Annotated in this window: 18 protein-coding genes; 11 read left to right on the forward strand and 7 right to left on the reverse strand. The window is 65.6% G+C overall.

What is annotated here, in order from left to right; all coding sequences use genetic code 11:
* Nucleotides 1-6: 6 nt before the first annotated feature.
* The 4 genes from cas7c to CK498_RS07900 all read right to left on the reverse strand — a co-directional run bounded on the left by cas7c (nt 7) and on the right by CK498_RS07900 (nt 5,918).
* Nucleotides 7-876, reverse strand: a complete 870-nt coding sequence (gene cas7c / locus CK498_RS07885) for a type I-C CRISPR-associated protein Cas7/Csd2 (protein WP_095620337.1) — start codon at nt 874-876, stop codon at nt 7-9.
* Entirely contained in the window at nt 873-2,672 is a 1,800-nt protein-coding gene (cas8c, locus tag CK498_RS07890) for a type I-C CRISPR-associated protein Cas8c/Csd1 (protein WP_095620338.1), read from the reverse strand. Before cas8c ends, cas7c begins: the two co-directional genes overlap by 4 nt.
* Nucleotides 2,669-3,337, reverse strand: coding sequence for a type I-C CRISPR-associated protein Cas5c (gene cas5c / locus CK498_RS07895; RefSeq protein ID WP_095620339.1), 669 nt, complete (start codon nt 3,335-3,337; stop codon nt 2,669-2,671). Before cas5c ends, cas8c begins: the two co-directional genes overlap by 4 nt.
* A gap of 349 nt (nt 3,338-3,686) precedes the next feature.
* Nucleotides 3,687-5,918, reverse strand: a complete 2,232-nt coding sequence (locus CK498_RS07900) for a CRISPR-associated endonuclease Cas3'' (RefSeq protein ID WP_095620340.1) — start codon at nt 5,916-5,918, stop codon at nt 3,687-3,689.
* Between the two features lie 215 nt (nt 5,919-6,133).
* On the opposite strand from CK498_RS07900, the gene CK498_RS07905 reads away from it, so the two are divergent.
* Nucleotides 6,134-7,084, forward strand: a complete 951-nt coding sequence (locus CK498_RS07905; protein ID WP_095620341.1) for a glycerophosphodiester phosphodiesterase — start codon at nt 6,134-6,136, stop codon at nt 7,082-7,084.
* Between the two features lie 65 nt (nt 7,085-7,149).
* Here CK498_RS07905 and CK498_RS07910 read toward each other — a convergent pair whose 3' ends face one another.
* Entirely contained in the window at nt 7,150-7,833 is a 684-nt protein-coding gene (locus tag CK498_RS07910; protein ID WP_095620342.1) for a phosphate signaling complex PhoU family protein, read from the reverse strand.
* A 25-nt stretch (nt 7,834-7,858) separates the two neighbouring features.
* A complete protein-coding gene (locus CK498_RS07915) occupies nt 7,859-9,061 on the reverse strand; it encodes a Na/Pi cotransporter family protein (protein ID WP_229359008.1) in 1,203 nt (400 codons plus the stop codon).
* 113 nt (nt 9,062-9,174) lie between these two features.
* On the opposite strand from CK498_RS07915, the gene CK498_RS07920 reads away from it, so the two are divergent.
* The 9 genes from CK498_RS07920 to CK498_RS07955 all read left to right on the forward strand — a co-directional run bounded on the left by CK498_RS07920 (nt 9,175) and on the right by CK498_RS07955 (nt 18,437).
* Nucleotides 9,175-10,350: a UbiH/UbiF/VisC/COQ6 family ubiquinone biosynthesis hydroxylase gene (locus CK498_RS07920; protein ID WP_095620343.1), complete on the forward strand. Its 1,176-nt coding sequence runs from the start codon at nt 9,175-9,177 to the stop codon at nt 10,348-10,350.
* A gap of 49 nt (nt 10,351-10,399) precedes the next feature.
* Nucleotides 10,400-11,068 carry a hypothetical protein gene (locus CK498_RS07925; RefSeq protein WP_095620344.1) on the forward strand — a complete coding sequence of 223 codons (669 nt, stop codon included), beginning with the start codon at nt 10,400-10,402 and terminating at the stop codon, nt 11,066-11,068.
* Between the two features lie 120 nt (nt 11,069-11,188).
* Complete coding sequence (locus CK498_RS26145) at nt 11,189-11,335, forward strand: hypothetical protein (RefSeq protein WP_176475748.1); 147 nt, start codon at nt 11,189-11,191, stop codon at nt 11,333-11,335.
* Entirely contained in the window at nt 11,335-12,066 is a 732-nt protein-coding gene (locus CK498_RS07930; protein ID WP_095620345.1) for a metal ABC transporter ATP-binding protein, read from the forward strand. The genes CK498_RS26145 and CK498_RS07930 overlap by 1 nt, the downstream gene beginning before the upstream one ends.
* Entirely contained in the window at nt 12,063-12,953 is an 891-nt protein-coding gene (locus CK498_RS07935) for a metal ABC transporter permease (RefSeq protein ID WP_095620346.1), read from the forward strand. Before CK498_RS07930 ends, CK498_RS07935 begins: the two co-directional genes overlap by 4 nt.
* Nucleotides 12,954-12,988: 35 nt before the next feature.
* Nucleotides 12,989-14,047: a metal ABC transporter solute-binding protein, Zn/Mn family gene (locus CK498_RS07940; protein ID WP_229359009.1), complete on the forward strand. Its 1,059-nt coding sequence runs from the start codon at nt 12,989-12,991 to the stop codon at nt 14,045-14,047.
* Nucleotides 14,048-14,134: 87 nt separating this feature from the next.
* A complete protein-coding gene (locus tag CK498_RS07945; protein WP_095620348.1) occupies nt 14,135-14,809 on the forward strand; it encodes an ABC transporter ATP-binding protein in 675 nt (224 codons plus the stop codon).
* A complete protein-coding gene (locus CK498_RS07950) occupies nt 14,806-17,286 on the forward strand; it encodes an ABC transporter permease (protein ID WP_095620349.1) in 2,481 nt (826 codons plus the stop codon). The genes CK498_RS07945 and CK498_RS07950 overlap by 4 nt, the downstream gene beginning before the upstream one ends.
* Entirely contained in the window at nt 17,283-18,437 is a 1,155-nt protein-coding gene (locus tag CK498_RS07955) for a lipocalin-like domain-containing protein (protein WP_095620350.1), read from the forward strand. Before CK498_RS07950 ends, CK498_RS07955 begins: the two co-directional genes overlap by 4 nt.
* Nucleotides 18,438-18,490: 53 nt before the next feature.
* On the opposite strand, the gene CK498_RS07960 is transcribed toward CK498_RS07955, so the two are convergent.
* The gene (locus tag CK498_RS07960) at nt 18,491-19,297 is read right to left on the reverse strand and encodes a helix-turn-helix domain-containing protein (RefSeq protein ID WP_095620351.1); all 807 of its coding nucleotides are present in this window, start codon (nt 19,295-19,297) and stop codon (nt 18,491-18,493) included.
* 337 nt (nt 19,298-19,634) lie between these two features.
* Between CK498_RS07960 and CK498_RS07965 the strand changes: the two genes are divergently transcribed.
* Nucleotides 19,635-20,084, forward strand: coding sequence for a hypothetical protein (locus CK498_RS07965; RefSeq protein ID WP_095620352.1), 450 nt, complete (start codon nt 19,635-19,637; stop codon nt 20,082-20,084).

A 20,084-nucleotide genomic window follows, 5' to 3' on the forward strand; every position in this document is an offset into this window, starting at 1 on the left:
ATTCGCCTACAGCTTCTCATCGACGCTGACACCGGCCGGTAAGGCCTCGGCATCGACAGAGACGCGATAGTCGCTGTAGTGACGAGCCGGGGTATCCTCCTCGCCTTCAACACGCTCGACTTTCACGCTATCGAACAGGACATGCGCTGGCGCATTGCCCATCGGGTGATCATGCTTGAAGACAATCAGCTTGCGTGTCGACATCTCGCCGCGGGCGGCGGAGCGGTCATGCTCGAACATATTGATCAGCGCACGCCACAACAGCTCAAGATCGTCTTCGGAGAAACCAGTACGTTCGGCGAGCTTGGCCGATATGTAGCCATGGGCGCGATAGAGGCCATAGGGGATGATGTGCTTACGGCCCATGGTACGCTCCTTCTCGAGATCGCGCTCATTGGTGACCGCCATGCGGGTTATCGAAACCTCCATCGGCACTACCGGGTCAATGGAGCTGGCAAAGGCCATCTGTACCGGACCACGCACCTGGCCGGAGTTGACCTCGGTGGTCATCACCGCACCGAAGGTGCGTACGTCGAAGAAGTTCCGACACATCCACTCGGTCAGTGCACGAGCCTTTTCCACCTCCTTGGGCAACTTCTTCGGCTCGGGCTTGATATCGAGCGCATCGTAGGCCTTCTTGTGCTGGTTGTTGAGCACCGACTTTTCTTGCATATAGATGGCGTAGCCGGCGTCAACGTCCTTCTCCAGGGCAACGTAGTTACGGATCTTGCGCTTGAGACAGACATCGGTCACCAGGCCCTGGTTGGTCTCCGGATCGAGTCGTGGCAGATTGCCGGCATCCGGATCACCATTGGGATTGCCATTGGTGACGTCGAACAGCAGCACGAATTCGTAACGATTGGCGATAGCACTCATTCTGACTCTCCCTGCTCATCTTCTACATTTTTTTCGGCGCTGTCTTTCTTGGCAAAGCGGGCTTGTGACTGGTGGTAATAACCAATTGCGAAGCGCCCCTGCTCTTCAATGGGCAAGTTCTTGGGGAACCTGTCGCCCAAGCCGTCGATGATGGTGCCTATCTCACCCTCGATCTTGTGCGCCAGCCCTCCCTTGTCCTTCTTGCGCATGTTCGACAAATGATGCTGCACATTACGCAACAGCATGGGGAAGACGCTGGCCGGCGTTGCCGAGGCGGCGCCGTAATAGCGATCACGAATGGTGGCATTCACCTCGTTACCGAGCGCGCCGCGCTGAGCGCTTTCCAACTCAGCGAATAGCCTGCCCAGCAAATAGCCGGGGTGGGTGGAATAAGGATCGAGACTCACGGGCACCTCCTGAGTGGTTGTGTTCGAATGCGCTGAAAGACGTCCCTGTCGCGCCAATACAGCCTTGCAGAGAGCGACACGGATGCCACTGATATCGCCATCGTTACGCATGCGCATGATGACGTTGGTGAGCAAAGAGTGCGGGTAGCGGCTCCCAGTCAGGATGGCGCGAGTCAATTCCCCGGCAAGCTGCGGGGGAACGTCCTCAGCTTTAGCCTTACCATCACGGCTCGGAGCGGTCGCGTAGAGCAGCCGCCACATAGCAGGAACGACACCCTTCCAGGGAACAGGCTCAATCCGCAAATCGAAGTAATGCTGGGCATAGTGATGAGCCAGGTGCACCAGGCTATCGACGTGCCAGAAGCGCACAGACAGGCGTGCCGCGTTAGGCGCCAGCCCTAAAACGAAAAACTGGGTACCTGGCTCCAACATCGGATTAAGCTCCGCCAGTGGGCGCCCCTCGGAGATCTGCTTCAACAGGGTGCCTAACTTAGCAGCCTCCTGCTCATCGCTAGGGGGCTCATTGAGCATTGCAAAGAAGCCCTCGGCTGCTTCGGCATGTGCCGTGTCCCTGGCCTTGGCCCAGAACACCACCGTGGCGTCGCCAATCTGGAGTCGCTGACGATTTTCGGTCTCTCCTCGCAGCAAGTGGTTCAGCGCGGTCGAATAGCCAAAGATGGCCGCCTTAGAGATCGAAGCGTTTTGATTCTTGCTGTAGCCGTAAGACTCATAGGCATCACTATTGAATGAAACGAGCGATGCACCAGACGACTGTGCATCCCTGACGCCCCGAATTGCAGGGTGGTCGGTACCCAACGGAGCGATCTCGCCAGTGATAAGGCACTGCCCCAACTCTCCTTCGCCACTTTCAAGCGCGGTACCCCATAGCCGGCGTGCTTCCTGATTCTCATGCAGGTACTGTCGCTGACCATCGAGTCGGAATACGACATTGGTGTCCAATGCCTCTTCGCTGTAACCAGGAAGTTCGACGAGTTGCTCCGGCTTCCACTTATTGAGCAGTCTCAGAAAGGCTATCAGATCGGGATCGTCACTCTCACCGAACAACGCGAGCTGACGTGCCTTGAACGCCGCATGCTCATCAGCCAGGCGCTTGCCTTCTCCGGCAGAAGCCCCAAGGGCATAGGCGGTCTTGTCCCACAGCGGATAGGCGTGGATGCCCGAGGTACGCCGCTTGTCCACAGGCACCTGGCAAGAGCTTGGCCGTGGCTTCTTACCAGTGGTGTCGCGCAGATCGTCGATCTGTAACGGCTTCCCTTCCTGGGAAAACACCAGGCAGAAGCTGACTTTCTCGCTGCTGAAGCCTGGCAGGGGCACCTTCTCTTCATCCGCCAGTCGCTGGTAGTAGTCGTTGAGGGCGGAGAGGATCATGCCAAGGCCTCCTCGAAAGGCGGCACCTCGATCACGCCACCCTGCATTTGGGCGCGAAAGAAACGCGGCGTCTTGCCATTGGCGAAGTCGATATCGTGCAGCATGTAGCCAAGATCCCGTTCACCGCTCAAGCGGTCATCAATGGCTGGCATAGCAGCATCGGCTTCGATCAGGACAAAGCTGGCGGGAAACTCCCGTGTGCCCAGGCATGGCATGTGGAAGCATTGCCCCTGTCGGGCACGGCGGTTGAATATATCCAGATGTTTGCCGGGTGTATCGCTCTCGTCGGCACGCGAGGTGAACTCGAAATGCGCCTCGATCACATAGCCGACATCACGCAGGATCGTGGCAGCACGCTGCTGACGGTTCTGGTCGACGTAATAGGCCACATCGTCGACACGGCCTGCCTTCATCGCCTTGGTAACGGTCGAAGCGGGCAGCTTTCCCGCCACTTCATTACGCCGTAGCGATTCGAAGCGGATCGGTTTAAGAACATGGATGCGATCCACACACCAGCGAATTGCCGGCTTCCAGTGTATCGCCTCCAAAATGCCTCGTGCCGCCGACGGCGTAATCACGTCGTAGGAAACCCGTTCTACTTTCATCTCAGGCCGCGTAAAACAGGCCCGCTCCCCCCAGATATGCAAACGAACTCCAAATGTCATTGTTGCATCCTTTGGCAGATCCGCGCCCCGACAGGTCGGGGCGACAACAGTAAGTACAACCGATAGGTTTCTATCCACTCCCTCGCATAAGCCAGCCCAACCAAATAGGTAGCGCTACCGCAGCCAGGGAGACCAACAGCCAAATCCCTCTTGTGGGCGCTTCGATCCTGATGGCCGCTGCTCCCCACTCCATAGCCAGGAAAATTTGTCCCCGACGAATCCTGCACTGGAGAGTGAATTCTCGTGGGTCTCGCTGATGGTCGGGGGACATGGCCTGCTCTCAGCTCAATATGGCTAAAGACAAGGCTAGCTCCACTCCACAGATTTTTCCAATTCCTATCGGTTGTAGTTACCACGTAAGATTCTCAGCCTTCATGAAGGTAGGCTCACTCCAGTTCAGCCCTAGCCACTCGTCATAAAGATCTTCGTTGACCAACATCATGAATTGCTCACCAAATTTGTCGGGCTCGACAGCTGCGATGGCGCCGACCCGCTCCAGTACGGTGAAGCCCTGCTGCGGCACTTGCACCGTATAGGGCTGCAGCTTGCGGGCGATCCCCCCTACCCCCTCGGCATACGCCAGCTCTTTCAGAGCAGCGCGGGCAATACCGTCTTTATCAATGGGAATGATCACGGCACGCTGGTTGTTCTCGATCATGCGGAATTTCTGTTCGAGGGTATCGAATGGCAACCCTTCGATACGGCCATCTTCAACCAGCTTCAGCAAGCCATGCTTATCCAGCTCTTGGGGTCCTTGCTGCCAGTACAGCAATCTGAAATAGGCCTCTATCGCCGCCAACGACAGTGGATCGTCACCGTGGTGCCTGAGCGCTTCCCGAGTCACCTGTGCAAACTTCTTGAGCTCGGGTGGAGGTTCCCAGTCATCGTTGCCGGTGGCGAAAATGGCGACCTCACTATCTGAGGCGTTTCGGCGCCCTTCTCGATTGCATCGCCCTGCCGCCTGTGCGATGGAGTCCAGTCCTGCCTCGGCGCGTAATACGCGCGGGAAGTCAACATCGACGCCAGCCTCTATCAGCGATGTCGAAATGACCCGACAGGGCTGGCCAGCTTCTAGGACCTGACGTATCTCGGCCAATACCCGGCGCCGATGCACGGCATACATCGAGGTGGTGAGGTGATAGGCGCCAGGCTGATCTGCTATCGACTCGAACAGCGCCCGAGCATGACGACGGTTATTGACGATACACAGTACCTGCTCGGTGGCGAGCAGCTCGTCGCGCAGCGTCTCATCGCCAAGCGTGCCGATATGGCGCACGGAAACGCGCTTGAGGTCGCGATAAAGCTTGTTGGGGCATTTCGCAAGTTCGCGCATGCCCCGAAAGCCACCCTGGAAGCTGCGCTCGGGATCGTCGGTTTCGGCCAGCGCTGGCTGGGTCGCCGTGCACAGAACGACACTGGCGCGATAGTTCAGCGCCAGTTCGTCCAGTGCCGCCACGCTGGGACGCAGCAGCGGCAAGGGCATGGTCTGTGCCTCGTCTAGGATCACCACGCTGCCCGCGATATTGTGCAGCTTGCGGCAGCGCGAGGTCTTGGCGGCAAACAGGCTCTCGAAGAACTGCACCGCCGTGGTGACGATGATCGGTGCATCCCAGTTCTCGCTGTCGCGGCGAAGCTTGTCGATGCTATGGCGGTCACGCTGATTGCCGCCATCGAAGGCACTGTGATGCTCCAGCACCGCTGCCTCGCCATGCTCCCCCAAGGCATCGCGAAACACCGCAGCGTTCTGCTCGACGATACTGGTGAACGGAATCACGTAGATCACCCGATCCATGCCGTGAGCAATGGCATGATCGAGAGCGAAAGCCAGCGAGGCCAGCGTCTTGCCCCCACCGGTCGGCACTGTCAGTGAAAACCTGCCAGGCGGCAGCTCGGCTTGAGCGCGAACATGGGAGAGGATCTCACCACGCAGGCGATTGACGTCGCTATCTGCCTTGAAGGTGGCCAAGCGCTTATCGAGGGCATCACGCAACACTTCCAGCGGCGGCCCGCCACCACGTGCATGGGGCACGCCTTTTTCGTGCACTGCATAGAAGGCCTCGGTATCGACAAAGTCGGCATCGACCAGGCAGGAAAACAGCATCCTCGCCAGAAAGGCATACTGAAAGAACGCCCTGTCGCGGTGCTGCTGAAAGTGTGCCGGGGGCAACAGATTTCGGGGAAGCGTTATCTCTTGTTGCCACACCGTATCGAGCGGGGGCAAGTCAGCTTCCAGGCGGCTCTGCAGTGGCGTGCGCTCACCAATATCTCGTCCATTGGCCAGCCCTGCATGGTGGCCAGCAATTAAGTAGGCGAGCAGGTGGCCAAGCTGGGAGTATTTCTCAATGGCGATATGGGCGCCAGCCGTAGAGTGATCGACTCGCTCTGGAGAGCCTTCCAGGCGGCGCTGGAAGGGTGCGGTGTACTTACCAAGGTCGTGGAGTAGGCCCGCTGCCTCGCCCCATGGGCCTGCATCGAAGCGATCCGCGCGTTCCGCGGCAAGCTTCGCCACAGTGCTCAAGTGGCTCTCGAGTGTCTGCCAGCGAGATTTACCCTCATCTGGAAGAGAGTGTGCGTAAAACATATAACCCTGCGCTTTTTTTATATGTCTTGTAGCTAAGCACTCTTAATCCAACGTTGCCACTCGTTCTTTCAACCCTGCTACTTATCCACAGCCACCCTGACCCTCCCCACCTTCGCCCGCCCTGCTAGGCTGAATCGCCATCCTTTCCCCCACCTTGCATCCCCCCACTCCACCTCAGTACGGTTATTGATTGAACATTCAACAAAGGAGTCGCCATGCGTTTCACCCAGAGCCGCTTTTCGCGCGTCAGCCTGCCCTTCGCTTTGCTCGGCGGCGGTGCCTTGCTACTGCCGCTCTCCGTGCAGGCGGATGCCCTGCAGCAGCAGCTGGATGATCTGCAGGACTTTCAGGTGATCGCCCACCGCGGTGCCAGCGGGCACGCGCCGGAGCAGACCCTGCCGGCGCTGGAGCTGGCCCATGAGATGGGGGTCGACTACCTGGAGCTGGATATCCAGATGACCGCCGACGGCGAGCTGGTGGCCTTCCACGACGAGAGCCTCGACCGCGCCACCGACGGCGAAGGCGAGCTCAAGGATTTCACCCTGGAGGAGCTCAAGGCGCTGGATGCCGGTAGCTGGTTCAACCAGGCGTCGCCGGAGTATGCCGACGACGCCTTCGCCGGGGAGCGGATCCTGACCCTGGGCGAGGTCATCGAGCGCTTCGGCACCAGTGCCCGCTACTACCTCGAGACCAAGTCGCCGGAACTCTATCCGGGTATTGAGGAGGCGCTGGTCGAGGAGCTGGAGGCCCACGGCCTGATCGAGGCCGGCGCGGCGGTGATCCAGTCGTTCAGCCAGCCGAGCCTGCTCGAGGTACAGGCGCTGAATGACGAGGTGCCGCTGGTACAGCTGGTGTGGTACTACCCGGAGGAGGACGGCGAGGAGCGCCTGGTGGAGTGGACCGGGGTGACGCAAGGGCCGAGCGAGATCGAGGATGCCGACTTCGCGGCGATCCGCGACTATGCCGTCGGCATCGGCACCAACCTGACCTATGAAGACGAGCTGCAGGTGATCGATGCCGGCTTCGTCGAGCAGGCCCAGGCCAACGACCTGCTGGTGCACGTCTACACCATCAATGAGGAGGACGACATGCAGCTGCTGCTCGACTGGGGCGTCGACGGTATCTTCACCGACTTTCCCGACCGGCTCAACGCGCTGGTCGAGTAAGCGAACGCTTACTCACGATGCAAAGCGCCGCCTCCAGGGGCGGCGCTCGTATGTCGGGCGGGGCGTCACTCCGCCTCGTCGCCCTCGTCGTGATAGAAGTCGAGATCCTCGAGCTGGCCGACCACCGCGGTGGCGATATTGGCCAGGTGCGAGGCCACGCGCTTGTAGTGGCGCGCCAGCAGCGAGTAGGCCACCGCCTCGTGGAAGGCGACCTGCTGGTCGTCCTTGAACAGCTCCTCGATCAGGTGGTCGCCCTGGGCGCGAATGCCACGCGCCATGGAGAGCACCTGGCGCGCCTTGGCCTCGTCGGAGTCGCGGGTGGCGCTGACCATCATGCCGAACATGCGGCCCATCTGCTCAGCCATGCCGTCCAGCGGCCCCTGGTAGCGCGGCACGTGGAAGCCCTCGCTATAGAAGCTGCCCACCTCGAAGACGTTCTTGCAGTAGTCGCCGATGCGCTCGGCGTCCTTGGCCACGCTCATCAGCGCCAGGCAGATGGCCACGTCGTGGCCGGGATTGACGGTGAGGTGGCGCAGCACCTTGCGCCGAATCGAGCGCTCCAGCTCGTTGATCGCCTGGTCGCGGTCGTAGAGCGGCTGGCGCACCTCGTCGGCGGAGGCGGTGCTGTAGAGCACGTCGTTGGCACGGGCGAACATCCACTCGCCGTGCTCGAGCATGCTGGTGAGGTCCCCGAAGGCCTGGTCGAGGGTGTTCTCCGAGGTCAGGGCGGTATAGAGCTGTCGAAACATGTGACGGTCTCCCGGTGGGCCGCGCTCAGCGCAGGCTCATGAACAGTTCGGTGGCGGCAATGCCGGCCAGCGGCACGATGAAGAACACGCCGATCAGGAACAGGAAGGCGTAGCGGGTCTGCTTGGCTGCCAGCTTGCCGTACCAGTTGGCCACGCGCAGCGGGATCACCCGCAGCGGCCACCAGATGGCGGTGCCGGTAAGGTTGAAGATGACGTGGAACAAGGCCACGGTCATCGCCGCTGCGATAGGATTGGCGGTGGCGGCCAGCAGGCTGGTCACGGTGGTGCCGAGGTTGGCGCCCATCATGAACGGCAGCACCCGGCGCATGCGCACCACCCCGGCCCCGGCCAGCGGCACCATCAGGCTGCTGGTGATGGTGCTCGACTGCACCAGCACGGTGGAGACCACGCCGACGCCGTAGGCGCGCAGGTCGGTGCGGAAGAAGTAGGTGCGGAACAGGCCATCCATGTGACGCAGCAGCGCGCCGCGCAGGTTCTGGACCATGAAGATCAGCGCGGCGAACATCAGCAGCATCCCGAAGCCGGCCACCAGCAGCCCCTGGGCCGGCGAGGTTGGCAGCAAAAAGCCGCCGATGGCATTGAAGGCGTCGACCACCGGCGCGGTGATCACCTTGATCGGGCTGTTGGGCCGCGCCACCTCCTCGAGGCCGATCAGCTCGGCGAGCCAGCCGGCCAGGCGCGTGAATATCCCGCGGCCGGCCTCGTGGAACATGCCGCTGAGCCACTCGATGGGGAACACCACCGCCACGGTGAGGATATTGAAGAAGTCGTGCATCAGCGCCGCGGTGAACGAGCGCCGGAAATTGCGCTTGATGCGCATGTTGGCCAGGGCCACGATGACCCCGGTGACTGCGGTGCCGATATTGGCACCCATGATCGCGAACACCGCGGTGCCAAGGGTCATCTCGCCGCTGGCCACCAGGGTCACGATCAGCGCCGAGGTGAACGACGAGCTCTGCACGACCATGGTCACCAGCACGCCGGCCAGCAGGGCGATGAAGGGGTTTTCGCCGTAGGCGAAGGCGCGGGTCAGGAAGTCGCTCTCGCCGCCGAAGGTGCCGAGGCCCGAGCCGAGTACGTTGAGGGCGGCCAGGAACAGGTAGAGGCACAGCCCGGCGTAGAGGCCACGCATCCAGGCCGGCGTTTCACGACGCGCCTGACGCTCGAAGGCACGCGAGTCGGAGGGCGGTGTGGTGCGATTCGTCATAAGTGAGTAGCTACCGTGTGGGTCCGCGGGTGGTATGACGGTTTAATGACGCTTTGATGTCAGCGCGCACCCTAACGAGCATAGATGACAGTTTGATGACATAAAGGACACGCATGGCGAATTCTGCACAGGTGATCATCGTTGGCGGTGGCATGGTGGGTGCTGCGCTGGCCACCTCGCTGGGCCAGGCGGGCCTTGGCGTGGCGCTGGTCGAGGGCGGCGCGGCCCCCACGCTACCACAGGACGACGGCTTCGATCTGCGGGTGTCGTCGCTCAATCTGGCCGCCGAACGGCTGCTGGCCGAGGTCGGCGCCTGGGAGAGAATCCCCCAGGACCGCCGCTGCCCATTTCGGCGCATCCACGGCTGGAGCCAGCAGGGTCACGGCGAGGCCCGTTTCGATGCCACCAGCCTCGGCCACGACGCCTTCGGCAGCTTCGTCGAGAACCGCTGGATCCGCGCCGCGCTGTGGGCGCGCCTGGCCGAGCTGCCAACGGTCACCTGCTACTGCGGGGTGCGGCCGATGGTGCTGCGTCAGGCGGCCAACCAGGTGGAGCTGGAGCTCGATGACGGCACCCGGCTGGGCGGCTCGCTGGTGGTCGGCGCCGACGGCGCACGCTCGGCGCTGCGCGAGCTGGCCGGCATTCAGGTCGAGAGCGGCGACTACGACCAGCGCGCCCTGGTGATCAACGTCACCACCAAGCTGCCCCAGCAGGATGTCAGCTGGCAGTGCTTCACGCCCCACGGCCCCCAGGCGATGCTGCCGCTGCCCGGCCATCATGCCTCGCTGGTGTGGTACGCCAAGCCGGATACCATCACTGCCCTCGAGCAGCTCGACCCGGAGGCGCTGCGCCAGACGCTGGAACGCGACTTTCCGGCGCGCCTGGGCGGCGTCGAGGCAGTGCTGGGCCGCGCCAGTTTTCCCATCCGCCGCCAGCACGCGCGGCGCTATACCAGCGCGCGCTGCGTGTTGATCGGCGATGCCGCCCATGTGATCAGCCCACTGGCGGGCCAGGGTCTGAATCTCGGCCTGCAGGATGTGATCGCCCTCAGCGAGCGGCTGGTCGCCGCGCACCGCCGCGGCCAGGACCTGGGCAGCGCGCCACTGCTCGACGCCTATGCCCGCCAGCGGCGCCCGCAGACGCTGGCCATGATTGCCGCCACCGAGCTGCTGCATCGGGTGTTCACCGGCGCCCCACCGCTGCGCCAGTTGGGCAGCCTGGGGCTCGCCGTCACCCAGCGCCTGCCGCTGGCCAAGCGGCTGATGATGCGCCAGGCGATTGGGCTGTAACTCCCGTTTGCCGCTATAGTAGACGCTCACCTCGCCCCCGGAGCTTGTCATGCGTTTTGCCACCGCCGTGATCGTCAACCTTGCGCTGCTGCTAAGCCTGCCCGCCACCGCTCTGGGCCAATCCTCGGCGCAGGAGTGGCAGGGCTATGCCGACGCCTTGGCCCGCGGCGAGCGCCACGCCAACCTGTGGCAGGCGGGGTGGACCGGCATCTATGGCGCCAGCCTGGCGATCAACGCCTATCAGGCCAGCGAGGCGAGCGACCGCGACGACCGCTACGATGCCCGGGTCGGGGTGGTCAAGTCGGCACTGGCGCTGGGCGGCATGTTCCTCGACCGCCAGCCCCACCCGGCGGCCCACCGCGACTTCCGCGCCCTCGACCGGGGCGACGACCTCGACCGCGCCCGGGCGCTGATCCGCGAGACCGCCGCCAACGAACGCCAGCGCCGCTCCGTCGAGGCGCGCCTGGGTTCGCTGGCGGTGAATACCGCCGCCGGGCTGCTGATCGGCGTCGGCGACGGCCGCGGCCGCGATGGTGCCATCAACTTCGCCACCGGCATGCTGATCAGCGAGCTGCAGCTGCAGACCCAGCCGCGCCAAGCCGGCCGCGCCCTCAACCGCTTCCAGCCCGCCCAGGCCTCGCTCGGCGAGCTGCGCTTCGACTACGAATACGCGCTGCTGGCCGGCCCTGACCAGTTGGGGGTAGCAATCCGCTACTGACGGTTGGAGCACCACCCCATGGCCGCTATCATAGGCGGCCATTTTTCATGCCGAGCGCGGCGTGGCTTTTCAATCAACTTGTTATGTTATAACCTTCTTGTCATTCACGAGGGATGCTCCATGGCACACCGTCACCACCATCGGCCCGAGGGGCCGTGCCACTTTTCATTGATGTCGTTGGCCGCCGGCCGGCGCCTGCTGCTGGTCGCGGTGCCGCTGGCAGGGCTGTGGCTGGCGGTCTCCTGGGCCGCGGGCTGGTGGTCCTGATGTCGCGCCTGCGCCTCAATGACCTGCAGCTCGCCCAGGGCGGCCGTACCGTGCTCGAGCACGTCAACGGCAGCTTCGAGGACGGCGCCATCACCGCGCTGATCGGCGCCAATGGCGCCGGCAAGAGCACCCTGATCCAGGCAATCATGGGTGAGCTGGCGCCGATCAAGGGTCGCGTCGAGTGCGACGTGCCCAAGGAGCGCCGCGCCTGGCTGCCCCAGCAGTTGGCGCTCGACCTGACCTTCCCGATGAGCGTGGAAGAGCTGATCATGACCGGCACCTGGCCCAGCCACGGCGCGCTCAAGGGCTACTGTGGCCCGCACTACCGCCAGGCCCGCAAGGTGATGGCAAGGCTGGGCATTTCACAGCTCGCTCACCGCCCGCTGGGCGAGCTGTCCGGCGGCCAGCGCCAGCGCGCGCTGCTCGGCCGCACCCTGATGCAGGAGGCCGAGCTGCTGCTGCTCGACGAGCCGTTCGCCAACGTCGACCTCGACACCGTCGAGGTGCTGATGGACGTGCTGCGCGACATGGCCGCCCAGGGCACCACCATCATCGTGGTGCTGCACGACCTCGAGCAGCTCTCGCGGCTGGCCGACTGCGTGCTGGCCCTGGCCGGCGGCCATGCCCGCTGGAGCACCCCGGACGCGATCCTCGAGCGCCACCACGGCGGTACCCAGCGCCATCACCACGCGCCGATCCTGCCCCTCGACCTGCCGGGGCTATCGCCATGATCGCGCTGCTGAACGAGTGGTTCATTGCCCCCTTCGACTACGGTTTCATGCGCCGCGCCTTCGTCGCCGGCATCGCCTTGTCGCTGGCCGCGCCGCCGCTGGGCGTGTTCCTGGTGCTGCGCGGCATGAGCCTGATCGGCGATGCCATGGCCCACGCCATCCTGCCCGGCGTGGCGCTGGGCTTCCTGCTGGCCGGCTTTTCGCTGCCGGCGATGAGCCTCGGCGGGATTCTCTCCGGGCTCTTGGTGGCCGGGCTTGCCGGCAGCGTGTCGCAGATGAGCGGCCAGCGCGAGGACGCTGCCATGGCCAGCTTCTTTCTGATCTCGCTGGCCGCCGGGGTGATGCTGGTGTCGCTGGGCGGCAGCAGCGTCGACCTGACCCATGTGCTGTTCGGCTCGATCCTGGCGGTCAACTCCAGCGCCCTGGTGCTGATCGCCGCCATTAGCAGCCTGATCGTGGTGTGCCTGGCGTGGATGTTCCGCGCCATGGTGGTGGAGTGTCTCGACCCGCTGTTCCTGCGCGGCCAGGGCAACCGCAACGGCTTGATCCACGGCCTGTTCCTGGCGCTGGTGGTGCTCAACCTGACCGCCGGCTTCCAGACCCTGGGTACGCTGATGGCCGTGGGCCTGATGATGCTGCCGGCCACCGCGGCACGCTTCTGGAGCAAGCGCCTCGAGGGGCTGATGGCGATCGCCGTGGTGTGGGCAATGCTCGCCAGCACCGGCGGTCTGCTGCTGTCGTATCACCTGTCGATGCCGTCCGGGCCGAGCATCATCATGCTCGCCGGCATCGGCTATATCGCTTCGGCGCTGTTCGGCCGCCACCACAGCCTGATGGCCAAGCTGCGACGCCGCGCCACGCCGCTGGAGGCCAGCGAGACCGGATAGCGCATTTTCCATCACGTAACGCCATGAGGTACGCCATGAGAACCAAGCCCTTCGCCCTTAGCCTGCTGCTCGGCAGCGCCGGCCTGGTCACCCTGTCTCCGCTGCAGGCCGACGAGCGCATCGAGGTGGTGGCCAGTTTCAGCATCCTGGCCGATATGGTTCACAACGTGGGCGGCGAGCACGTCAATGTCACCCCGCTGGTCAGCGCCGACAGTGACGCCCACGTGTTTTCGCCCAGCCCCACCGAGGCACGCGCCATCGCCGAAGCCGACCTGGTCGTGTTCAACGGCCTGCAGTTCGAGGGCTGGATGGAGCGGCTGATCGACTCCAGCGACTACAGCGGCCCGCTGGTCACCGCCACCGATGGTATCGAACGCGTGGCCTACCACGGCCACGATCAAGAACACGCTCACGGGCATGACGATCACGGTCACGACGACCATGACCACGGCCACGACGACCACGACGACCACGACCATGGCGAGTACGACCCCCATGCCTGGCAGGACCTGGCGCTGGCCCAGACCTATGTCGTCAATATCCGCGATGGCCTGATCGAGGCCGACCCGGACAACGAAGCGGCGTACCGCGATAACGCCGAGCGCTATATCAACGAGATCGACGCCACCGACGCCGAGATCCGCGAGCTGCTCACCGAGATTCCGCCGTCCAGTACCATCATCACCGGCCACGACTCCTTCGGTTACTTCTCGAACGCCTACGGGCTGCGCTTCCTGTCGCCGGTGGGCCTCTCCACCGAGGCCGAGCCCAGCGCCGCCAACATGGCCGAACTGATCGACGTGATCCGCGAGCAGAACGTCCAGGCGCTGTTCCACGAGAACATGACCAGCCCGGCGATCATCAACCAGCTCGCCGAAGAGGCCGGCCTGGAGATCGCCGGCACCCTTTACGCCGATGCCCTGGCCGCCGAAGGCAAGGCCAGCACCTACCTGGGCATGATGCGCCACAACGCCATGACCCTGCACGAGGCGCTGGCCGACCCGGATCATGACGAACATGACCACGGGCATGACGACCATGGGCACGACCACGACCACGACCACGACCACGATGATCATGGCCATAGCCACTGATAGCTAACGCAAGACGGCTTGGGCGCCACCTTCGGGTGGCGCCTTTTTTATGCAACACTCATGGCGCGTTCCCCAGGTGAGCCCCCTATGCTCGAGCTGCGCCAGGTCAGCAAGTCATACGCCACGCCCCAAGGGCCACTCAGGGTGCTCGACGGCGTGGATCTCTCCCTCGCCGCCGGCGAGAGCCTGGCGCTGATGGGCGAGTCGGGCAGCGGCAAGTCGACCCTGCTGCACCTGGCCGCTGGCCTCGACCTGCCCGATGCCGGCAGCATCCACGTCGACGGCCGACCACTGGCCGATATGCATGAGGGCCAACGCGCGGCGCTGCGGCGGGCGCGGCTAGGGCTGGTGTTTCAGCAGTTCCACCTGGTGCCGAGCCTCAGCGTGGCCGACAACATGACCCTGCAGGCGCGCCTCGCCGGGCGCCACGACCGCACCTGGTGCGACACCCTGCTGGCGCGACTGGGGCTTGCCAGCATGGCCCGGCGCTACCCCGAGCAGCTCTCCGGCGGCCAGCAGCAGCGCCTGGCCATCGGCCGCGCCCTGGCGGTGCGCCCGGCCCTGCTGCTCGCCGACGAGCCCACCGGCAACCTCGATGAGTCCACCGCCGACGAGGTGCTGGCGCTGCTGCTCGAGCTGGTCCACGACAGCGGCTGTGCGCTGCTGATGGTGACCCACAGCCCGCGGGTAGCGGCACCGCTGAACCGCTGCCTGACCCTGGCCCACGGCCGCCTGCAGGGCGCCACGAGCGGCACACCATGATCGCCGCAGCGGCTGCCACCCTGCTCTCGCACTATCGGCGTCATCCCGGGCAGCTGGTGATGCTGCTACTCGGCCTGTGGGTGGCCAGCGCGCTGTGGAGCGGCGTGCAGGCGATCAACGCCTCGGCCCGCGACAGCTACGACCGCAGCGCGGCGCTGTTCGACGCCGGGCTGGATCGCATCGAGCGCCGCGACGGCGAACCCCTGACCCTCGATACCTACCTGGCGCTGCGCCGGGCCGGCATTGCGGTGTCGCCGCTGATCGAGGGCGAACTGGCACTGGCCGGCGGCGAGCGGGTCACGCTGCTCGGCATCGAGCCACTGACGCTGCCCGCCGCCAGCGGCATCCAGGCCAGCGGCGGGCCGGACGCCCTCGGCGACTTCCTGCAGCCACCCTGGCGAATCCGGCTGGCCGCCGATACCCTGGCCGCCCTCGACACCGCCCGGGACGGCGAGCGCCTGCTCGACCGCGACCGCCAGCCGCTGCCGCCACTGGCCCTCGACCCCAGCGTACCGCCGGGCACGCTGGTCACCGATATCGGCGTGGCGGGAGCGCTGCTGGGCATGCCAGACGACGCCATCAGCCGCCTGCTGATCGCCCCCGGTGACCCCGCCGAACTGCCCGCAGCGCTGGTGCGACTGCGCGCCGAGCGGCTCGCCGACCCCGGCCAGCTCAGCGACAGCTTCCATCTCAACCTCACAGCCCTGGGCCTGCTGGCGCTGGTGGTGGGGCTGTTCATCGTGCATGCCGCGCTGAGCCTGACCCTGGAACAGCGCCTGGGCATGCTGCGCACGCTGCGCGCCCTGGGCGTGCCCGGCACCACCCTGGTCGTCCTGCTCGCCGCCGAGCTGCTAGTGCTGGGCGTGGTCGGCGCGCTGCTGGGTATCGTCAGCGGGGTGTGGCTGGCCGGCCAGCTGCTGCCGGACGTGGCCGCCAGCCTGGCCACGCTCTATGGCGAGCGCGTCGGCAGCGAGCTGGCACTGCCCTGGCACTACTGGCTGGGGGGCCTGGCCATCACCCTCGGCGGCCTGTTCAGCGCCGGCGCCACTACTCTGTGGCGGGCGGCGCGCCTCGACGTGCTGGGACTTGGCCAGCGCCAACGCTGGCGCGGCGGGCTGCAGCGCCAGCTGGCGATCATGGCCGTGCTCGGCGCCGCGCTGTGGCTGCTGGCCCTGGCGCTGTGGCTGTGGTTAAGCGGCCAGCCCCCCGGCGAGCGGCTGCTGGCCGGGTTCGCGCTGGTCGCCATCGGCCTGCTGGCGGCGACCCTGTGGCTGCCGCCGCTACTCGGGCTGCTGCTTGGCTGGGCGGTGCGGGGGCTGCGCCAGCGCCCGCTGGCGCAGTGGGCGCTGGCCGACCTGCAGCTGCAGCTGCCACGCCTGCAGCTGGCGATGATGGCACTGCTGCTGGCACTGGCCACCAACCTCGGCGTCGGCAGCATGGTCGGGGGCTTCCGTCTCACCTTCCTCGACTGGCTCGACCAGCGGCTGGTCGCAGAGGCCTATGTGCGCCCGCCCGCCGAGCAGTTCGCGGCCAGCGTGGCCTGGCTCGAGGCCCGTGACGAGGTCGTCGCGCTGCTGCCGACCCGGCGTGCCGACGCCACCCTGCGCGCCGCTGGCGTCGCTGCCCAGCCGGTGGGCGTCTACGGCATCACCCCGGCGCCACGGCTCACCCAGCGCTGGCCGCTGCTGCACACCGAGCAGGGCGTGTCCGAGGCCTGGCAGGCCTTCGCCGAGGGGGCGGCGTTGATCAACGAGCAGTTGGCCATCGCCACCGGCCTGGAGCCCGGCGATCGCCTGACCCTGAGCAGCGCCGAGGGACCGCTCGAGACCGCGATTGCCGCCGTCTACCCCGACTACGGCAACCCCCGCGGCGAGGTGACGCTGACCACCACGGCACTCGCCGAGCGCTTCGCCGCGCCACCGGGGAGCCTGGGCATCGTGTTGGCCGAGGGCAGCGATGTCGCCGCGCTGGGCCAGGCCCTCGACCGCGCCATCGACCTGGCCGGCGCCAGCCTGATCGACCAGCGGGCCATGAAGCAGCAGGCCCAGGCGATCTTCGAGCGCACCTTCGCCATCACCCGGGCGCTCACCATGCTGACCCTGGCCGTGGCGGGGCTGGCGCTGTTCACCAGCCTGCTGGCCCAGGGCGGCGAGCGGCGCGCCCAGCTGGCGCCGCTGTGGGCGCTGGGGGTCACACGGGGGCGGCTTGCCGGGGTGTCGCTGGTGCAATTGAGCCTCGCGGCGCTAGCCACCGCGCTACTGGCGATTCCGCTGGGCATCGCCCTGACCTGGGGGCTGGTGGCGGTGATCAACGTCGCCGCCTTCGGCTGGCGGCTGCCACTGCATGTCTTCCCCAGCCAGCTATTGCTGGCCCTGGGCCTGGCACTGGCGGTGGCCTGGCTGGCCGCCCTGATCCCGCTGTGGCGGCTGTGGCGCAGCCGCCCCCGTGAGCTGCTAATGGAGTTTTCTGCCGCATGACCCGTCGCCTGCTGCTCGCCGCGGCCGCGCTTGTTGCCCTGCTGCTGCTGCGCCCGATGCCCACCGTCGAGTCGCCACAGGGCTTCGCCGGCCTGGGCGCCGCGGCCGAGGGCTACGCCGAGGCCGGCCCGGGCCAGCCGCTGCGCTTTCCCGACGACCATGGGCCCCACCCCGACTACCGCATCGAGTGGTGGTACCTGACGGCCAACCTGGAGGATGAGCAGGGCCAGCCGCTGGGCATTCAGTGGACGCTGTTTCGCCAGGCGCTGGCGCCGCCGTCGCCAGCGGCCGAGCCGCCGCGGCCCTGGCACAGCCGCCAACTGTGGATGGCGCATGCCGCGCTATCGTGGGGCGAGCGCCACCTGGTCGAGGAGCGCTTCGCGCGCGGCCTCACGCTGCCCGATGCCGAGACGCGCCGCGCCCAGGCCGGTGCCGTGGCCGAGCCGTTCGCCGCCTGGCTCGATGACTGGCGGCTAAGCAGCCGGGTGGTCGACCCGGCGGGGGATACCTTCGAGCAACTCGAGGTCAGTGCCAGCGGCGAGGACGCCGGCCAGCCGTTCGGCTACCGCCTGACGCTGACCGCCGAGGGGCCATTGGTGCTGCACGGCGAGGCGGGCTTCAGCCAGAAGTCCGCCGACGGCCAGGGCTCCTACTACTACAGTCAGCCGTTCTGGCGCGTGGAGGGCGAGGTCGAGTTGGACGGCAAGACGCATCGCGTCTCAGGTCGCGGTTGGCTCGACCGCGAGTGGAGCAGCCAGCTGCTCGGCCCCACCCAGCAGGGCTGGGACTGGTTCTCGCTGCACCTCGACGACGGCCACCGGCTGATGGCCTTTCGCCTACGCGGCGGCGGGCACGATGGCGGCGACTACCTGTCAGGCAGCTGGATCGCCCCCGACGGCAGCCTGACGCCGCTCAGCGGTGACGACCTGGTGCTGACACCCCAGCACACCAGCAGCGTAGCCGGGCGCGAGGTGCCGACCCGCTGGCATCTAGCGCTGCCTGGGCAGGGGCTCGACCTCGAGGTCGCGGCACGCCACCCCCAGCGCTGGATGGACACCGCCTTCGCCTACTGGGAGGGCGAGGTCGTGGCCGTCGACCGCGACAGCGACGAGCGCCTCGGCGAAGGCTACCTGGAGATGACCGGCTATTGACGGGTGGGCAGGCGTCGATGCCTCCACCCTAACGGCCCCTTGCCGGCATACGCTCAGTGGCGTGCCCGGAAGTGCTGCTCCCCCGGCGCCACGTCGTTGTGCACCGCGGCCAGCAGCTCGGCATCCAGGGAGGGGTCATCGAGGGAGAGCAGCCCACACTGCGACAGGGCCTCGCGCAGGCCGACCTGCTCGTCGAATCGTTCGTAGAGCACGCGTACGCAGCAGGGCATGCGCTCGCTGTTGTCTGCCACGCCGAGCTTGAGCCCCGTGAGTCGGGTTACCTGGCTTTGAAAGCTGGGAAAGAGGATGGTCTGGGTAAGCTCGTGGCCGTTGAGCGTCTCATGATCCACCAGGAAAATGCGGTCGGCCAGTCTGACGGCCACGCCCTGGTAGCGGTTGTGGCAAGGCCGGGGATTGCCTGGCGTCTGCATGCGCTCGGTGCGCTGGTAGACGATGCCCCGCTCCCTCTCCTCCAGACACACCAAGGTGCGGATCAGGTACCCGGGGCGTGACATCGAGTGGTAGTACTCGAAGTAGCGCCCCAGGTAACGCGCCATGCCCTCCCGGCCGCGATACAGCAGGTCATCCGGCCAGCCTCCTCCCGCCACCGAGCTCGACGCCGTGGGCAGCCGCCCCGCCTGCACCAGGGTGCAGAAGTCGTCGTGGGGCAGGTAGAGCTCGTGTTCTTCCACCCCGAAGAAGGCGCAAAGGCGCTGCATGGCGGCATGCCGGGGGCGGTAACGCCCTTTGAGGTAGCGGTTGAACTGGGCGCGATTGATCTCGAGCCTCCGGCACACCTCGGCGATGGAAGGGTAGTAGCTGCACAGCAGGCGTAGGTTGGCAACAAAGTCGTCGTTCATATCACCGGCCTCCGGCGCCTAGGAAACACTGCACAAATGCCTACACGAGCGAATCGCTGCGTTGCGCGGTGCTCAGAATCCTCACATATACCCCATATGCTCCGGTTCCTGTGCTCCGTGCGCCTTGCGCTTCATCTCGCTCGGCGATTTGTTCAGCGATTCCCCAAGATAGATGGTGCAGTCTGATGCACTCACGTTGGCGGATAGTGCACTGGAGTGCAACGCAGCGCCAAGTCCCAGCGCCTTCGATTGCTGTTTCAATCATGTCACGAAGCCAGCGGGCTCGCGGCAATATGCACCATCGGCACCCTCAAGAACAACGACCGAAGGCAACATCATGATACGCACGAATTTCTGGTCAGGACTCGGGACTGCCCTCCTCGCGGTGGTGCTGCTGGCCTGGCTCATACCGACCTACGGCGGCGGCGGCTTTGCGATCGGGATGCAGCCCCAACGCCTCGCCACCCTTGGTGCCTGGCTGATCCTCGGCTGCTCCATCACCCTCGCCCTGATCAGCGCCGTCGCACTCCTGCGCCGCAGCGCCCCCTTCATCGTCATGCCGAATGTCGGCCAGCTCTGGCACATGCTGTGGCCGTTCCTCTACGTGCTCGGCTTTATCGTGTTGGTCGACCGCTTTCCATTGACCTGGGTCGCCCCCCTGCTGATCGGCGGCCTGCTGCTGATCCTTGGCGAGCGCCGCTGGTACCTGCTGCTGCCGGTGGCCGTGGTCCCGGCGCTGGGACTTTACGTCCTGACCGCCCACCTGATGCGCATTGGAGTGGTGTGA

This window comes from Halomonas salipaludis, from assembly GCF_002286975.1.
Taxonomy (GTDB): domain Bacteria; phylum Pseudomonadota; class Gammaproteobacteria; order Pseudomonadales; family Halomonadaceae; genus Franzmannia; species Franzmannia salipaludis.

Coding starts and splice junctions, on each gene's coding strand:
- cas7c (WP_095620337.1), bottom strand. CDS start 876: ATGAGTGCTATCGCCAATCGTTACGAATTCGTGCTGCTGTTCGACGTC.
- CK498_RS07950 (WP_095620349.1), top strand. CDS start 14,806: ATGATCGCCGCAGCGGCTGCCACCCTGCTCTCGCACTATCGGCGTCAT.
- CK498_RS07920 (WP_095620343.1), top strand. CDS start 9,175: ATGGCGAATTCTGCACAGGTGATCATCGTTGGCGGTGGCATGGTGGGT.
- CK498_RS07925 (WP_095620344.1), top strand. CDS start 10,400: ATGCGTTTTGCCACCGCCGTGATCGTCAACCTTGCGCTGCTGCTAAGC.
- CK498_RS07940 (WP_229359009.1), top strand. CDS start 12,989: ATGAGAACCAAGCCCTTCGCCCTTAGCCTGCTGCTCGGCAGCGCCGGC.
- cas8c (WP_095620338.1), bottom strand. CDS start 2,672: ATGATCCTCTCCGCCCTCAACGACTACTACCAGCGACTGGCGGATGAA.
- cas5c (WP_095620339.1), bottom strand. CDS start 3,337: ATGACATTTGGAGTTCGTTTGCATATCTGGGGGGAGCGGGCCTGTTTT.
- CK498_RS07915 (WP_229359008.1), bottom strand. CDS start 9,061: ATGACGAATCGCACCACACCGCCCTCCGACTCGCGTGCCTTCGAGCGT.
- CK498_RS07960 (WP_095620351.1), bottom strand. CDS start 19,297: ATGAACGACGACTTTGTTGCCAACCTACGCCTGCTGTGCAGCTACTAC.
- CK498_RS07900 (WP_095620340.1), bottom strand. CDS start 5,918: ATGTTTTACGCACACTCTCTTCCAGATGAGGGTAAATCTCGCTGGCAG.
- CK498_RS07945 (WP_095620348.1), top strand. CDS start 14,135: ATGCTCGAGCTGCGCCAGGTCAGCAAGTCATACGCCACGCCCCAAGGG.
- CK498_RS07930 (WP_095620345.1), top strand. CDS start 11,335: ATGTCGCGCCTGCGCCTCAATGACCTGCAGCTCGCCCAGGGCGGCCGT.
- CK498_RS07965 (WP_095620352.1), top strand. CDS start 19,635: ATGATACGCACGAATTTCTGGTCAGGACTCGGGACTGCCCTCCTCGCG.
- CK498_RS26145 (WP_176475748.1), top strand. CDS start 11,189: ATGGCACACCGTCACCACCATCGGCCCGAGGGGCCGTGCCACTTTTCA.
- CK498_RS07910 (WP_095620342.1), bottom strand. CDS start 7,833: ATGTTTCGACAGCTCTATACCGCCCTGACCTCGGAGAACACCCTCGAC.
- CK498_RS07955 (WP_095620350.1), top strand. CDS start 17,283: ATGACCCGTCGCCTGCTGCTCGCCGCGGCCGCGCTTGTTGCCCTGCTG.
- CK498_RS07905 (WP_095620341.1), top strand. CDS start 6,134: ATGCGTTTCACCCAGAGCCGCTTTTCGCGCGTCAGCCTGCCCTTCGCT.
- CK498_RS07935 (WP_095620346.1), top strand. CDS start 12,063: ATGATCGCGCTGCTGAACGAGTGGTTCATTGCCCCCTTCGACTACGGT.